We start from the raw sequence: 15029 nt of genomic DNA on the forward strand, positions 1-15029 counted from the left end.
GATTTCGGCGCATCATATTGCGTCAGATTACGACTTAGGACGTGGGAACGTTAAACCTGCCGCAAAAGGCGAAATTGCATTTGTGGGTGTTTTCGCGTTAAGAACAGCGAAAATCTGCTGTCCGGCAACCGGCAGCCATTGCTCGCCGATCAATTCAGGCGGCATATATTTGAAGACATAGAGAGCGGTTCATGGCTCAGCGCAAGGCGAAACAGATGACACGGAAATATTTTGGAACCGATGGCATTCGCGGACAGGCAAACAGCTTCCCGATGACACCGGAAGTTGCCATGAAAGTCGGTATGGCTGTCGGTCACATCTTCCGCCGCAAGGGCCAGACTTCGCGCGTTGTGATCGGCAAGGATACGCGCCGTTCGGGCTATATGCTCGAAAACGCGCTGGTGGCCGGTTTTACCGCTGCCGGTATGGATGTTTTCCTGCTTGGCCCGATCCCGACGCCTGCCGTTGCAATGCTCTGCCGCTCGCTGCGTGCCGATATTGGCGTCATGATTTCCGCATCACACAATCCATTCTATGACAATGGCATCAAGCTTTTTGGTCCGGATGGATTCAAGCTTTCTGACGAGATCGAGCTGAAGATCGAGGCGATGATCGATGGTGATCTGACCCCTTATCTGGCCAGCCACGGTGATGTTGGCCGCGCCAAGCGCGTCGATGGGGACATCTATCGCTATATCGAATTCGCGAAGCGTACACTGCCGCGCAATATCGACCTGAACGGCCTGCGCATTGTTGTCGATTGTGCGAATGGCGCTGGTTACAAGGTTGCCCCTGCTGCCCTGTGGGAGCTGGGTGCGGAAGTCATCACCATCAACAACGAGCCAAACGGCATCAACATCAACGAGGATTGCGGTTCGACGCATCCGATCGGCCTGATGAAGAAGGTTCATGAAGTGCGCGCCGATGTCGGCATCGCGCTGGACGGCGATGCGGACCGTGTGCTGTTGGTCGATGAAAACGGCACCGTCATCGATGGCGACCAGCTGATGGCCGTGATCGCTGAAAGCTGGGCTGCAAGCGATCGTCTCGAAGGCGGCGGCATCGTGGCAACCGTCATGTCCAACCTTGGACTGGAGCGTTTCCTTGCCGACCGTCATCTGACGCTGGCCCGCACCAAGGTGGGCGACCGCTATGTGGTCGAACATATGCGCGAACATGGCTTCAATGTCGGTGGCGAGCAGTCCGGCCATATTGTTCTGTCCGATTATGCGACGACGGGCGATGGTCTCATTTCGGCATTGCAGATCCTTGCTGTCGCGCAGGAGCAGGGCAAGCCGATCAGTGAAATCTGCCGCAAATTTGATCCTGTGCCGCAGCTTTTGAAGAACGTTCGTACCTCGGGCGGCAAGCCGCTGGAGAACAAGCGCGTGAAGAGCGCAATTGACGAAGCTACCGAGCGTCTTGGCGTTCAGGGCCGTCTGGTTATCCGCCCATCCGGCACGGAGCCACTTATCCGCGTCATGGCAGAAGGTGATGATCGTGGTCTGGTGGAAAAGGTCGTCAACGATATCATCGACGTGATCTCGTCCGAGGGCAGCGCTGCGGCCTGATGACTTTAAAGATAATGCGAGCAAAGGCGCGGGTTTTGTCCCGCGCCTTTTGCGTTTGGAATGCATTTTATACATTAGCGAGTGTTAATGAACTTGGTAAAAAAACAAGGTTAAGTTGTATTTAACTTTTGCCGAATAGTCTCCCCTCAAACATCCGTACCCGTCGCTTTCAGCGGCGCGATTCTCCGATGGGGCAGACATATGAAAAGTTTTACGAAAGCTCTTTTTGCCGGTGTGGCGGCATCGGTTGCCCTGATGGCTGCGGCGCCTGTCGCACTTGCTGCGGACATTCTGGAACCAGTTCCAGAAGTTCCGGAAGTCGTTGTCGCTCCGCCCGCCGTTGGTGGCTGGTATTTGCGCGGCGATATCGGTTACTCCAAGGCCAAGTTCAAGGACGCTGATTACGCGACCATCGATAATTGCGCGACCTGCGGCGGCGGCTCGCCGACCTTCGGCAGCAACACGCTTTATGGCGATCTCAAGGGGTCGTTCCTCGTGGGCGGCGGTGTCGGTTATCAGGTGACGGATTATTTCCGTACCGATCTGACGGTCGACTACATGACCCGCGCCAAGTTTGATGGCCACACTTATGGTTCGGCCTGTAACGGTGACATCAACTGCGCTTCCGACGAACGCGGTCGCTTCTCGGCTCTCTCCATTCTGGCCAATGCCTATGTCGATCTCGGCAATTTTGCCGGCTTCACGCCTTATGTCGGCGCTGGCATTGGTGGCACGCGGGTGAAGTGGGGCGATCTCGACGATGTTCGCTATGGTGGTACGCAGGAAGGCGCTGCCAACTGGCGCTTTACCTACGCGCTCATGGCCGGTGCGTCGGTCGATCTCACACAGAACCTCAAGCTCGATGCGGGCTATCGTTATCGCCATATCAATGGCGGCAAGATGTTTGAAGGCAATCAGTGGATCGGTGACGGATACGACAACGGCATGAACGTGCATGATGTGCGCGTTGGCTTGCGCTATATGTTCGGCGGTGCAGGCCCGGCCTATGCTCCGCAGCAGGTTTCGACCATCGTAGACGGTCCCGTTTACAAGTAATTGCAAATCGCGCGATGAAAATAAGGCCCGGTCATCCGGGCCTTATTTGTTTAGAAGTACAGTAAACATATCCCTATATTTATGTGATCTTAACCATGTTCATTCATACATGATGATACATTCATAAGCGGGGATATCATCATGTCTATGCAATGGCGTGCTTTCTGTTCGTCGGCTGCTTTGCTGGCCGGATTATGCGTCGCATCGCAGTCTTTTGCCGCCGATCTCGATATGATCAGCTACGAACCGGGCGCTCCGGTGCAGCAGCCGGTCGAGGTCGGGTCCGGTTGGTATCTGCGCGGCGATATCGGCTACAATCTCTCCTCCAAGGTCAAGGTTCAGACAGAGACATCTTTCTGGAGCGCATCGCAAAGCTATGATCTGGACAAAAATGTCGTGCCGTCCGTCGGTGTCGGTTATCAGTTCACGGATAATCTGCGCGGCGATGTGACACTCGGTTACTCCAAGCAGAGTTTTGACGATTACGACGTCGATGTCCGTAGCTGGGACATGATGGCCAACGCCTATGTGGACCTCGGTAATTACTATGGATTCACGCCCTATCTCGGCGCGGGCCTCGGCTTTGCCAATGTGCGTTATTCCATCGATACGGCCTATGGTAACTACAAGACCGACGATGATTATCGTCTCGCCTGGGCGCTGATGGCGGGTGTGGGCATCGACGTGGCATCCAACATCAAGCTTGATATCGGCTATCGTTATGGCGTCATCGAGGGTGCTGATATTGCAAGTGCTGCAGGCCTCACGCTCAGCGACAAGGATATTCAGTCCCATCAGCTGCGCGCCGGTGTGCGCTTCACGACCTGGTAATACCAAGTCTCATTGAGTTTGACTCATCAAGACCTGGTTAAGTCCGTGCGGCAATTGAGCATTTTCAGGGTGTGATGTGTTAGCATCTTAGCGCCCTGCTATAATTGCAGCGGGCCTTTCGGCCCGCTTTGCAGTTTATTGTTTTAGTTGCGTCGAATTTTTCGTTTTCATATGCGACCCGAATCCTTACAGGTGAAAGAACGCGTCGAGCGCGTTTCCTGAAAAGGGGAGGGTTATGAAAGCAATTGCAGCATTTTCAGATTTCGTAGGCCGGACATTCGCTGTCTGGGTCATTGTCTTTGCCATTCTGGGCTTTGTTCTGCCGTCTACGTTTAGCGTATTTGCGCCATGGATTGTGGTTCTGCTCGGCATCATCATGTTCGGGATGGGCCTGACTATTTCCGGCAAGGATTTTGCGGAAGTCGCCAAACGACCTTTCGAGGTCGCCATCGGTGTGCTGGCCCAGTTCATCATCATGCCGCTTCTCGCCGTGTTGCTGACGCGTATCATCCCGATGTCACCGGAAGTGGCTGCGGGCGTTATTCTGGTCGGTTGCTGCCCCGGTGGAACGGCCAGCAACGTCATGACCTATCTGTCGAAGGGCGACGTGGCACTAAGCGTGGCCTGCACGAGCGTCACGACCTTGCTGGCGCCTCTCGTGACGCCTTTCCTGGTCTGGTTCTTCGCCAGCCAATATCTGCCGGTCGATGCGATGAGCATGTTCATCAGCATCGTGAAGGTGATTCTCCTGCCTCTGGCGCTGGGTTTCATCCTGCAAAAGCTGGTGCCGGGTTTGGTCAAGGCGGCTGTGCCCATGTTGCCGCTCGTGTCAGTCATCGGCATTGTGCTCATCGTTTCCGCCGTCGTGGCTGTCAACAAGGCTGCTATCGCCCAGTCTGGCCTGCTGATCTTCGCGGTTGTCGTTCTGCATAACAGCTTCGGTCTGGTTCTAGGCTATTTCGCAGCGCGCTTCGCGGGTCTGTCGCTTGCCAAGCGCAAGGCGATCAGCATCGAGGTCGGGATGCAGAACAGTGGCCTTGGCGCGGCGCTCGCCAATGCGCATTTCTCGCCGCTGGCGGCTGTGCCGAGCGCTGTTTTCAGTGTCTGGCACAATATCTCCGGTGCGCTGATTGCGAGCTATTATGCGCGCATGGAAGAAGAGCCGTCTGAAACGAAGACAGCGACACGATAACGAAATTCTACCCGCCCGAAGCAATTCGGGCGGGTTGGGTAAAAATATTCCCAGAAAGGCGTATTGATGAAAAATGCGCTTTCAGCTATCCCAGTAAGTGGGCCACGTCTCCCCAACGAGACGCGTGCTATCTGAGAGGATAGAAACAACATGACGACGATTGCGAAGCCGGCAGTTCGCCCGGCTAATCCTAATTTTTCATCCGGTCCCTGTGCAAAACGTCCCGGCTGGTCGCTGAATGCGCTGGTCGATGCGGCGCTTGGCCGTTCGCACCGTGCGAAAATCGGCAAGACAAAGCTCAAAGAGGCCATCGATCTTACCCGCGAAGTGCTGCAGGTGCCTGCCGATTACCGTATCGGTATCGTGCCTGCTTCCGACACCGGCGCTGTCGAGATGGCGCTGTGGTCCATGCTCGGCGCACGCGGCGTCGATATGGTCGCGTGGGAAAGCTTCGGTTCGGGCTGGGTCACGGATGTGACCAAACAGCTCAAGCTTGAAGATGTTCGCACCTTCGAAGCGCCTTATGGTGAGATTGTCGATTTTTCGCAGGTCGATTTCGACCGCGATGTGGTCTTCACCTGGAACGGTACCACGTCCGGCGCGCGCGTCCCGAATGGCGATTTCATTCCGGCTGACCGCAAGGGCCTGACCTTCTGCGATGCAACATCTGCCGCTTTCGCGCAGCGTCTCGACTTCCCGAAACTCGATGTCGTGACCTTCTCCTGGCAGAAGGTTCTGGGTGGCGAGGGTGCACATGGCATCCTGATCCTCAGCCCACGTGCTGTCGAACGTCTGGAAAGCTACAAGCCTGCTTGGCCATTGCCGAAGATTTTCCGCATGACCAAGGGCGGCAAGCTGATCGAAGGCATCTTCGTCGGCGAAACCATCAACACGCCGTCCATGCTCTGCGTGGAAGACTACCTCGATGCGCTGAAATGGGCGAAATCGCTCGGTGGTCTCGATGCGCTGGTTGCGCGCGCCGATGCGAATTTTGCAGTTCTCGACGGCTTTGTCGCAAAGACGCCGTGGATTGCCAATCTGGCCGTGAAGCCGGAAACGCGTTCGAACACTTCCGTCTGCCTTACGATTGTCGATCCGGAAGTAACGGCCTTGTCTGCCGACGAGCAGGCCGCTTTTGCCAAGGGCATCGTCACTGCGCTCGACAAGGAGGGCGTTGCCTATGACATTGGCGCTTATCGCGATGCACCTTCGGGTCTGCGCATCTGGGCCGGTGCCACGGTGGAAACTTCCGATCTGGAAGCGCTGACGCATTGGCTGGATTGGGCTTTTGCAACGCAGAAGGCTGCGCTGAAAGCTGCTGCCTGAGCATTTCGTGCATGACGCCGTGGTCCGCGTTGGGGCGGCCACGGTCCGCATCCCCCTTAGAGCGCATTTCGATCTGATTAAGTCAGATCGGCGCTCTAAGTGATTGTTTTCACGCGCATCTTATCCGAAAACCGTTTCACACTTTTCGGGATGCGCTCTATTCATAGCATTTCCTGAAGCAGATCGGTCTGTGTTTACAGGAAATGTTTGGTCTGAAAATGTTTGAAGGAGGCCTCCATGGCACCTCGCGTTCTCGTATCCGATAAGCTTTCGCCCACTGCCGTCCAGATTTTCAAGGATCGCGGCGTGGAAGTCGATTACCTGCCTGATCTCGGCAAGGACAAGGAAAAGCTTCTCGAAGTCATCGGCGATTATGATGGTCTGGCGATCCGTTCGGCCACCAAGGTCACGGAAAAGCTGATTGCAGCTGCCAAGAAGCTCAAGGTCGTTGGTCGCGCCGGTATCGGCGTGGACAATGTCGATATTCCGGCGGCTTCGCGCCGCGGTATCATTGTCATGAATACGCCGTTCGGCAACTCGATCACCACTGCCGAACATGCCATTGCGCTGATGTTCGCCGTGGCGCGGCAATTGCCGGAGGCAGACACCTCCACCCGCGCAGGCAAGTGGGAAAAGAACCGCTTCATGGGCGTGGAAATCACCGGCAAGACGCTGGGTGTCGTCGGTTGCGGCAATATCGGTTCGATTGTCGCGACCCGGGCCATCGGCCTGAAGATGCATGTGGTGGCTTTCGATCCGTTCCTGTCCGAATCTCGTGCGCAGGAACTGGGCGTTGAAAAGGTCGAGCTTGACGAGCTGCTTGCCCGCGCCGATTTCATCACGCTGCACACGCCATTGACCGACAAGACCCGCAATATCATCAATGCGGAAAACCTGGCCAAGACAAAGCCGGGTGTGCGTATTGTCAATTGCGCCCGCGGTGGCCTGATCGTGGAAAAGGATCTGGTGGCAGCGCTGAAATCCGGCCATGTGGCCGGTGCCGGTATAGACGTTTACGAAACGGAACCGGCGACGGAAAACGAACTTTTCTCGCTGCCCAATGTCGTCTGCACGCCGCATCTCGGTGCATCGACCTCGGAAGCGCAGGAAAATGTTGCGCTTCAGGTGGCCGAACAGATGTCGGACTATCTCGTGAAGGGCGCCGTTTCCAACGCGATCAACATGCCGTCGATCACGGCGGAAGAAGCGCCGCGCCTCAAGCCGTTCGTAAAACTTGCCGATGTGCTTGGCGCTTTCGTCGGTCAGGTCACGGATGAGCCGATCCAGGAAGTGGAAGTGCTGTTCGACGGTTCCACCGCCACGATGAACACACGCGCATTGTTGAGTGCGGCTCTGGCCGGTCTCATCCGTCCGCAGGTTGCCGACGTCAACATGGTTTCCGCACCGATCATGGTGAAGGAACGCGGCATCATCGTTTCGGAAGTCAAGCGCGACAAGTCCGGTATCTTCGACGGTTATATCAAGCTGACGGTAAAGACCACCTTGCGTGAGCGCTCCATCGCCGGAACCTGCTTCTCGGACGGCAAGGCGCGTTTCATCCAGATCAAGGGAATCAATCTCGATGCCGAGGTTGGCCCGCACATGCTTTACGTCACCAACAAGGACGTTCCGGGCATGATCGGCCTGCTTGGCACGATCTGCGGCAAGCATAATATCAACATCGCAAACTTCTCGCTCGGACGTGACCATCCGGGTGGCGATGCGATCGCCATGCTCTATGTGGATGAACAGATTCCACAGGCAGCACTTGACGAACTGACGGCTCAAGAGGCAATCAAGGCGGCAACACCGCTTGAGTTCAACGTCGGAGAAGTTTGAGAAAATGGTTGAAGAGATGGTACAGCCGGAATGGCGGCGCATGCACGAGCAGGATATTGCGGGCGTGACTGCGGTTGCTAATGTTGTCCATCTCGACTTCTTTGAAGATGAGGCGGTCTTCCGGGACCGCTTCAAACTCTATCCGGCGGGCTGCTTCGTGCTCGCCCGTGATACCGAAATCCTTGGTTATGGCATCAGCCATCCGTGGAAGCTCGATACGGTTCCGGCTCTCAACGCCGTTCTGGGCGAACTGCCGGATGATACCAACACCTACTATATCCACGATATCGCGCTTCTGCCCGACGCCCGTTCCAGCGGCGCTGCCACACGTGTCGTGGAACTGATGGCCACGCAAGCCGAACGCGACGGCTTCGTCACCATGTCGCTCGTTGCAGTCAACGGCTCGCAAGGCTTCTGGGAAAAGAAGGGCTTTGTCGTCCGCGATCTTCCGGCACTTGAGGAAAAGCTCAAGAGCTATTCGGATGATGCGCTCTATATGGTCCGCGCCGGCTAGGTTCGGTGATATTCAGTCTCTGGCGGTCTGCAAATGGCGCTCTTTTGCGCTTCCGGTGCTCACGTACTCATAGTACGTTGCGCGCCGGTTCTCAAAGATCACCATTTTCGCCTCCCCAGAGACTGAATCTCTACCGACCTAGTTCCGCGCACTAAAAATCGCGAATTTATTGCACGAAAGAGTCGCGCAATCCCGTTTCAATCTGTATAGAGACGAGGGATCAGCACCCTGTAGCCTCAACTGGCGATGACCGGGCCGCTTCGATCCTTGGATTTTCAAATAGAAGCCAAGGAGTTTCTTCAATGGCAAATGTGGTTGTCGTCGGATCGCAATGGGGCGATGAGGGCAAGGGTAAGATCGTTGACTGGCTGTCCGAACGCGCCGATGTCATCGTGCGCTACCAGGGTGGTCATAACGCAGGTCATACGCTTGTTATCGACGGCGTCAGCTACAAGCTTTCGCTGCTGCCATCCGGCCTCGTGCGCGGCAAGCTGAGCGTCATTGGCAACGGTGTCGTTGTCGATCCGCATCATTTCGTTGCTGAAACCGAGAAGCTGCGCGCACAGGGTATCGACATCAACCCGGATGTGCTGCGTATTGCTGAAAACGCTCCGCTCATCCTTTCCATCCATCGCGATCTCGACGCCATGCGCGAAGGCTCCAATTCGGGTCTCAAGATCGGCACGACCAAGCGCGGCATCGGCCCAGCCTACGAAGACAAGGTTGGCCGTCGCGCCATCCGCGTCATCGATCTGGCCGAGCCGGAGACGCTGCAGCCAAAGGTCGAACGTCTGCTCGCGCACCACAATCTGCTGCGTCGCGGCATGGGTCTTGAGGAAATTGCGGTTGAAACCATTTTGACCGAACTGACCTCGGTTGCCGATCAGATTCTGCCCTATATCGATCAGGTCTGGCGCGTTCTCGACGAACGTCGCAAGGCGGGCGACCGCATCCTGTTCGAAGGCGCGCAGGGCGCACTGCTCGACAACGACCACGGCACGTATCCGTTCGTGACGTCCTCCAACACGGTTGCCGGTCAGGCTGCCGCCGGTTCGGGTCTTGGCCCGACGGCCATCGGTTATGTGCTCGGCATCACCAAGGCCTATACGACCCGCGTTGGCGAAGGTCCGTTCCCGACCGAACTGAACGACGAGATCGGCGAATTCCTCGGCACCAAGGGCCATGAATTCGGCGTGGTGACGGGTCGCAAGCGCCGCTGCGGCTGGTTCGATGCCGTCATCGTGCGCCAGACGGTTCGTACTTCCGGCATCACCGGCATTGCGCTCACCAAGCTCGATGTTCTCGATGGTCTGGATGAAATCAAGATTTGCGTCGCCTATGAACTCGATGGCAAGCGCATCGACTATCTGCCGTCCTCCATGGGCGCGCAGGCGCGGGTGAAGCCGATCTATGAAACCTTGCCGGGCTGGTCGGAAACGACCGCAGGTGCGCGTTCGTGGAATGATCTTCCGGCGCAGGCTGTCAAATATGTCCGTCACATCGAAGAACTGATCGGCGCGCCGGTGGCGATGCTCTCCACCAGCCCGGAACGCGAGGACACGATCCTCGTCACCGATCCGTTCCACGACTGATTGTTTGCAGTCAATGAGCGACATGTTCGGAGCAGCTTTTCCGGAAGCTGCTCCGATTTTTTTTCGACCGTTGTACAAAGAACGCAATCGGCCGTACAAAGCTTCGCATCAGGGTGAATTTTGCCACTATTTCACCGCATCATTTTGAAAGTCTTCGCTAAATCGTAGCCAGAGACTTTGCTTTCCCTTGATTATTGTGATTATTGGGACATTTATTGCATCCTGTGCTTATTGTTCATCTGGACGGGCGGAAACCGGGTAAGACGGAATGGCGGATTTTGTAGCGGTACTGAAAAAGACGATCGATGCGCAGGCGGACAAGTCGCCCGAATTGCGCCAGCGCGTTTACGCGAAAGCGCGCGCAACGATCGAGCAAAAGCTTGTTACGGCAAATGCCTCGCAGGCTGTCGCTGTCCGCCAGCGTAATATTCTCGAAGATGCCATTGCCGAGGTCGAAGCTTTTTATGCACCGCCAGCCGCTACCGCGCCGGAAGAGCCGGTCGATGATGCGCTGGAAGATTTCCTGCAGGAGGCGAATCAGGACGCAGCAGAGCGCGTACCGTCGCATGAAGATGATGACGAACCCGCATTCTCCAGTGCACCGCGCGATGAGCGTCGCGACAATTTCTCCAGTGAAGATGATGACGCACCGGCCTTTGCAGCCGAGCGCAGCGACGACTGGAAACTGGACCGCGCCAAGGAAAAGGCGCAGGCCCGCCGCAGCGAATATATCGAACGCACCTCCAAGAAGGAGCAGCGTTCCTATAAGGGGCTGATTGCAGCTCTGGTCGCCGTTCTGGTTCTCGGCGGTGCTGGCTATGCGGTCTGGGCCAACAAGGACAAGATTCAGGAACTGGCGTCGAGCCTTGGACGCAGCGATGCGCCTGCGACCGGTTCCGATACCGGGACGCATCCCGAAGATTCGACGACTCCGCCAGCCGACACCAACACGGCGACAACGGGTGGCGAGCAGACACCGGAACAGCCGCAGCAGCCTGCAGGCGAACCTAAAATGACGCAGCGGCTGATGCCTGATGGCAGCGAAACCGATAGTGGATCTGCCGGTGCTGCAAACGGTATCGGCGAGGGTACGTCGACCGCTGCTTCCACGCCTGCACCTGCTGAAACCAATACACAGACCGGTGCGCAGCCCGGACAGAACCAGACCGTTGCCGTCGGCCAGCAGGCGCTTCTTTATGAAGAACGCGGTGGCGCCGGTTCGGATTCGGTCGAGCGTGGCAATGTGGTCTGGTCGACGATCGAGGAAAGCCCGGAAGACGGTCAACCCGCTGAACCGGCAGTCCGCGCGACCGTTACAATGCCGACCAGCAAGGTCGAGCTGAAGATGACCATCCGCAAGAATACGGATCAGTCCATCCCGGCGAGCCATCTGATCGAGCTGGTCTTCACCGTGCCAGAAGGGTTTACCGGCGGCGTCGTGGACAATGTACAGCGCATTACCTTCAAGGACACGGAACAGGCGGCAGGCAATCCGCTGATCGCCGTGCCGTCGAAGATCGGCGACAACTTCTTTATCGTGTGGCTGAACGACGCCCGCACGGCGCAGGACACCAATCTTTCACTGATGCGCCGCCTGCAGTGGATCGATATTCCGATCTCCTATCGCAACGGTCGCCGCGCCCTTATCAGCCTTGAAAAGGGCGTGCCGGGCGAGAAGGCGTTCAACGACGTGCTCGGCACGAACTAGTCTTACATATCGAAACAGAAAAAGGCCGCTTTAAGCGGCCTTTTTTATTTTGACGCGAGCCGGGATGGTGCCGGTTACTTCTTTTCAGCGAAAGCCTTGATGGCCTTGGCGATTTCGTTTCGGGCTGCTTCGGCGCTGTCGAAGCCGCCCAGTTCAACGACCTTACGGCCTTCCGGCAACTGCTTGTAGACGCGGAAGAAAGCTTCGAGACGCTGCTGTTCGATCTTCGGCAGATCGGTGATTTCCTTGATGTTGTCATAGGTCGGATCGATGTCCTTGGTCGGGACGGCGACGATCTTGTCGTCCTGGTCGCCACCATCGATCATCTTCAGGACGCCGATGGGACGAACCTTGATGATCGCGCCGGGAACAATCGGTTCACGCGTATAGATGAGCGCGTCGAGCGGATCGCCGTCGCCAGCAAGCGTGCTGGTGATCGAGCCGTAATTGGCCGGATAAATCACAGGCATGGACTGGTAGCGATCGACGACGATGTGACCGGTCTTGTCATCGATTTCATATTTGGTGAAGCTGCCTTGCGGGATTTCGATGGCTGTGAAGAACTCCGTCCCGTCCTGTTCCTTCTGCGGATAATCGAGGAAGGAGACATATTCGGAAGCAGATGCGGCGGTGGCAGCGGTAAGCGCAAGAGCTGCGGCGAGCAGGAGCTTTTTCATGGGATGACCTTCGGGCTGAAGCATGTCTCCCGAAAGTGGGAACCGGTTTCGGAACAAGACATGCGTAAAAACAAAAGGCTGGAGCGGTTCCGACGAATCCGTTTCAACTGGCCCGCTCCAGGGTGAAACACACCCTCGTCCCTAAAGCCAATCCATTACAGTGATTTGACGGTTTTATATTGCTTGGATGACAGTTTCCGCGAGGAACCGCCTGCGATATTCCGCCGGACTGATCCCGATCTTCTGACGGAAATGATGGCGAAGCGTGTGGGCGCTTCCAAAGCCGACTGAAGCAGCAACATCGTCAATGCTCGCCTGTCCCTGAGAGAGCAATTCCCTGGCAGCCGCAATACGCTCCATGGTGAGCCAGTCGCCGGGCGTGGCGCCGGTTGCCTCAGTAAAGCGCCGCAGGAATGTGCGTGGGCTCATCCGGCACGCAGCCGCCATGCGCTCGATTGTCCATTCCGTGGCAAGATTGGCGCGCATCCTGTCCAGAACCGGGCTGATTGCGGTGCCTTCGCGCCTTGTGACTGGACGCTCGAGAAACTGTGCCTGGCCGCCCGTGCGATGAGCAGGCATGACCAGCCGTCGGGCAACGGAATTTGCGGCGGTGGCTCCGAAATCCTGTCGAACGATTTCGATGAGGAGGTCTATTCCGGCTGCGCTGCCGGCCGAAGTGAAGATGCGATCATGTTCGCGATAGAGCGACGCATCATCGACATCTATTGCGGGGTGTTTGTTACGCAGCGCGTCGGCATAGCGCCAGTGCGTGGTGGCGGTGCCACCGTCGAGCAGTCCCGTCGCAGCCAGGACGAAAGCCCCTGAACAGATGGAGGCGAGGCGCGCTCCGCGCTGGTGGGCGTGTCGCAGCCTTTCGCTGATGGCTTCCGGCACCGGAATGTCCGCACCTTTCCAGCCCGGAATAATGATGATGTCGGCCTCGTCAATGAGATCGGGACCGCCATCGGGCGTGATGACGAACCCGCCATGTGCACGCAACGGGCCGTCTTCAATCGGGCAACTGGCGAAGCGATACCATCCCGGTCCCATTTCAGGGCGGGGCAGGCCAAAGATTTCGGCGACTATACCGAATTCAAAGGTGCAAAGCCGGTCATAGAGAAGCGCTACGACGAGTGGGCCTTTAAGGTCTGGTATTTGGTTTGTCATTATCTTTACGTACATTGTCAATCACGCCAATTGCAAGTGAATTGGATTATGGGCGACAATCTTTCCGAAGACAAAGGAGATCGCCCATGGATAGTGTGACAAAGACTGACAGGAAATCAGCCGTAACTGCCATCCCGCCAGCGCCAAGCGCATTGGCGCGGGATCATTTCGCAGCCGAATTCACATTCGAGACGGATTGCTGGGACGTGCACGATGCCTTGTCCAAAGGAGCCGATTTCGTGCTTCTCGACGTGCGTAGCCCTGTGCATTTTGCAGAGGCGCATATTCCGGGCGCAATCAATCTGCCGCACGGCAAGATTATCGAGTCCAAGATGGCGGAATGGTCGCAGGAAACGATTTTCGTCACCTATTGTGCAGGACCGCATTGCAATGGCGCGGCGCGTGGCGCCTTGCGGCTCGCCAATCTCGACCGGCCGGTCAAGATCATGGCGGGCGGGCTGACAGGCTGGATAGATGAAGGATTTGAACTCGCCAAAGGCGAGGGGGCTCAGTAACGCCCAAATAATTCTGCCGCAGAACGGTTGTCCGTCTGCGGCAGAAAGAACTTGTCAGCGTCGGTTTGGTGCCTTGTGACTTTAGGCGTGCGCTTCCTCGACATGGTTCAGCGCCTTCTGCTGCTTGTAGGCAGCGGCCTTCACCGCGGCCTGCACCTTTTCAAACGCACGCACTTCGATCTGGCGCACGCGTTCGCGGCTGATACCGAACTCGCTGGAAAGGTCTTCCAGCGTCATCGGGTCGTCCGAGAGGCGGCGCGCCTCGAAAATGCGGCGTTCACGGTCATTCAGCGTATCCATCGCCTGTTCGAGCATGGAGCGGCGGTTTTCCAGCTCGTCCTGCTCGATCAGAACCTGCTCCTGGCTGCTGCTGTCATCGACCAGCCAGTCCTGCCATTCGCCGGATTCGCCTTCCGAAGCGCGCAGGGGCGCATTCAGCGACGCGTCACCGGACAGACGGCGGTTCATGGAAACCACTTCGTCTTCGCTGACCTTGAGCTTGGTTGCGATCTGCTTGACCTGATCCGGGTTAAGATCGCCATCATCGAGCGCCTGAATCTTGCTCTTCATCTTGCGCAGATTGAAGAACAGGCGCTTCTGATTGGCGGTCGTTCCCATCTTCACAAGGCTCCAAGAACGCAGGATATATTCCTGGATCGAGGCCTTGATCCACCACATGGCATAGGTGGCAAGACGGAAACCGCGTTCAGGTTCAAAACGCTTCACGGCCTGCATGAGACCGACATTGCCTTCGGAAATTACTTCACCAATCGGCAGGCCGTAGCCGCGATAGCCCATGGCGATCTTGGCCACGAGACGCAGGTGGCTTGTCACCAGCCTGTGGGCAGCCTTGGGATCGGTATGTTCGTGGTAGCGCTTGGCCAGCATGTATTCTTCCTGCGGCTCAAGCATGGGAAAGCGACGAATTTCTTCCAGATAACGGGTAAGGCCACCGTCACCGGACGTGATGCTTGGGAGATTCATCTGGGCCATAGAGCACCCTCCTTTATAATTTCAGGTTCCCGTTTGGCGAACCTGTCG

General features: G+C 56.9%; 13 protein-coding genes. 10 read left to right on the forward strand and 3 right to left on the reverse strand.

What is annotated here, in order from left to right:
• Positions 1 to 215: 215 nt before the first annotated feature.
• The 9 genes from glmM (at position 216) to OANT_RS06340 (ending at position 11629) form a co-directional block, all read left to right on the forward strand.
• Positions 216 to 1571, forward strand: a complete 1356-nt coding sequence (gene glmM / locus OANT_RS06300; RefSeq protein WP_010661367.1) for a phosphoglucosamine mutase — start codon at positions 216 to 218, stop codon at positions 1569 to 1571.
• Positions 1572 to 1772: 201 nt separating this feature from the next.
• The gene (locus tag OANT_RS06305; RefSeq protein WP_012091343.1) at positions 1773 to 2627 is read left to right on the forward strand and encodes an outer membrane protein; all 855 of its coding nucleotides are present in this window, start codon (positions 1773 to 1775) and stop codon (positions 2625 to 2627) included.
• A gap of 141 nt (positions 2628 to 2768) precedes the next feature.
• Positions 2769 to 3458: an outer membrane protein gene (locus OANT_RS06310; protein ID WP_012091344.1), complete on the forward strand. Its 690-nt coding sequence runs from the start codon at positions 2769 to 2771 to the stop codon at positions 3456 to 3458.
• A gap of 235 nt (positions 3459 to 3693) precedes the next feature.
• Positions 3694 to 4650: a bile acid:sodium symporter family protein gene (locus OANT_RS06315; RefSeq protein ID WP_012091345.1), complete on the forward strand. Its 957-nt coding sequence runs from the start codon at positions 3694 to 3696 to the stop codon at positions 4648 to 4650.
• 150 nt (positions 4651 to 4800) lie between these two features.
• Positions 4801 to 5976, forward strand: a complete 1176-nt coding sequence (locus OANT_RS06320) for a phosphoserine transaminase (RefSeq protein WP_012091346.1) — start codon at positions 4801 to 4803, stop codon at positions 5974 to 5976.
• A gap of 237 nt (positions 5977 to 6213) precedes the next feature.
• Positions 6214 to 7815, forward strand: a complete 1602-nt coding sequence (gene serA / locus OANT_RS06325; protein ID WP_010661362.1) for a phosphoglycerate dehydrogenase — start codon at positions 6214 to 6216, stop codon at positions 7813 to 7815.
• A gap of 4 nt (positions 7816 to 7819) precedes the next feature.
• Entirely contained in the window at positions 7820 to 8329 is a 510-nt protein-coding gene (locus tag OANT_RS06330; protein WP_010661361.1) for a GNAT family N-acetyltransferase, read from the forward strand.
• Between the two features lie 302 nt (positions 8330 to 8631).
• Positions 8632 to 9921: an adenylosuccinate synthase gene (locus OANT_RS06335; protein WP_010661360.1), complete on the forward strand. Its 1290-nt coding sequence runs from the start codon at positions 8632 to 8634 to the stop codon at positions 9919 to 9921.
• A 268-nt stretch (positions 9922 to 10189) separates the two neighbouring features.
• Complete coding sequence (locus tag OANT_RS06340; protein ID WP_012091347.1) at positions 10190 to 11629, forward strand: transcriptional regulator; 1440 nt, start codon at positions 10190 to 10192, stop codon at positions 11627 to 11629.
• Positions 11630 to 11703: 74 nt separating this feature from the next.
• Here the strand turns inward: OANT_RS06340 and OANT_RS06345 are convergent, their stop codons facing one another.
• Both OANT_RS06345 and ftrA read right to left on the reverse strand, forming a co-directional pair.
• Complete coding sequence (locus OANT_RS06345; RefSeq protein ID WP_012091348.1) at positions 11704 to 12306, reverse strand: inorganic diphosphatase; 603 nt, start codon at positions 12304 to 12306, stop codon at positions 11704 to 11706.
• Between the two features lie 174 nt (positions 12307 to 12480).
• Positions 12481 to 13473, reverse strand: coding sequence for a transcriptional regulator FtrA (gene ftrA, locus OANT_RS06350; RefSeq protein WP_040129097.1), 993 nt, complete (start codon positions 13471 to 13473; stop codon positions 12481 to 12483).
• Positions 13474 to 13559: 86 nt separating this feature from the next.
• Here ftrA and OANT_RS06355 point away from each other — a divergent pair, with 86 nt between their 5' ends.
• Positions 13560 to 13988: a rhodanese-like domain-containing protein gene (locus OANT_RS06355; RefSeq protein ID WP_012091350.1), complete on the forward strand. Its 429-nt coding sequence runs from the start codon at positions 13560 to 13562 to the stop codon at positions 13986 to 13988.
• Between the two features lie 81 nt (positions 13989 to 14069).
• Here the strand turns inward: OANT_RS06355 and rpoH are convergent, their stop codons facing one another.
• Positions 14070 to 14981 carry an RNA polymerase sigma factor RpoH gene (rpoH, locus tag OANT_RS06360; protein WP_010661355.1) on the reverse strand — a complete coding sequence of 304 codons (912 nt, stop codon included), beginning with the start codon at positions 14979 to 14981 and terminating at the stop codon, positions 14070 to 14072.
• Positions 14982 to 15029: the final 48 nt, after the last annotated feature.

It is taken from the genome of Brucella anthropi ATCC 49188, assembly GCF_000017405.1.
Taxonomy (GTDB): domain Bacteria; phylum Pseudomonadota; class Alphaproteobacteria; order Rhizobiales; family Rhizobiaceae; genus Brucella; species Brucella anthropi.

Coding starts and splice junctions, on each gene's coding strand:
- OANT_RS06335 (WP_010661360.1), top strand. CDS start 8,632: ATGGCAAATGTGGTTGTCGTCGGATCGCAATGGGGCGATGAGGGCAAG.
- OANT_RS06355 (WP_012091350.1), top strand. CDS start 13,560: ATGGATAGTGTGACAAAGACTGACAGGAAATCAGCCGTAACTGCCATC.
- OANT_RS06320 (WP_012091346.1), top strand. CDS start 4,801: ATGACGACGATTGCGAAGCCGGCAGTTCGCCCGGCTAATCCTAATTTT.
- rpoH (WP_010661355.1), bottom strand. CDS start 14,981: ATGGCCCAGATGAATCTCCCAAGCATCACGTCCGGTGACGGTGGCCTT.
- OANT_RS06330 (WP_010661361.1), top strand. CDS start 7,820: ATGGTTGAAGAGATGGTACAGCCGGAATGGCGGCGCATGCACGAGCAG.
- OANT_RS06340 (WP_012091347.1), top strand. CDS start 10,190: ATGGCGGATTTTGTAGCGGTACTGAAAAAGACGATCGATGCGCAGGCG.
- ftrA (WP_040129097.1), bottom strand. CDS start 13,473: ATGACAAACCAAATACCAGACCTTAAAGGCCCACTCGTCGTAGCGCTT.
- serA (WP_010661362.1), top strand. CDS start 6,214: ATGGCACCTCGCGTTCTCGTATCCGATAAGCTTTCGCCCACTGCCGTC.
- OANT_RS06310 (WP_012091344.1), top strand. CDS start 2,769: ATGTCTATGCAATGGCGTGCTTTCTGTTCGTCGGCTGCTTTGCTGGCC.
- glmM (WP_010661367.1), top strand. CDS start 216: ATGACACGGAAATATTTTGGAACCGATGGCATTCGCGGACAGGCAAAC.
- OANT_RS06305 (WP_012091343.1), top strand. CDS start 1,773: ATGAAAAGTTTTACGAAAGCTCTTTTTGCCGGTGTGGCGGCATCGGTT.
- OANT_RS06315 (WP_012091345.1), top strand. CDS start 3,694: ATGAAAGCAATTGCAGCATTTTCAGATTTCGTAGGCCGGACATTCGCT.
- OANT_RS06345 (WP_012091348.1), bottom strand. CDS start 12,306: ATGAAAAAGCTCCTGCTCGCCGCAGCTCTTGCGCTTACCGCTGCCACC.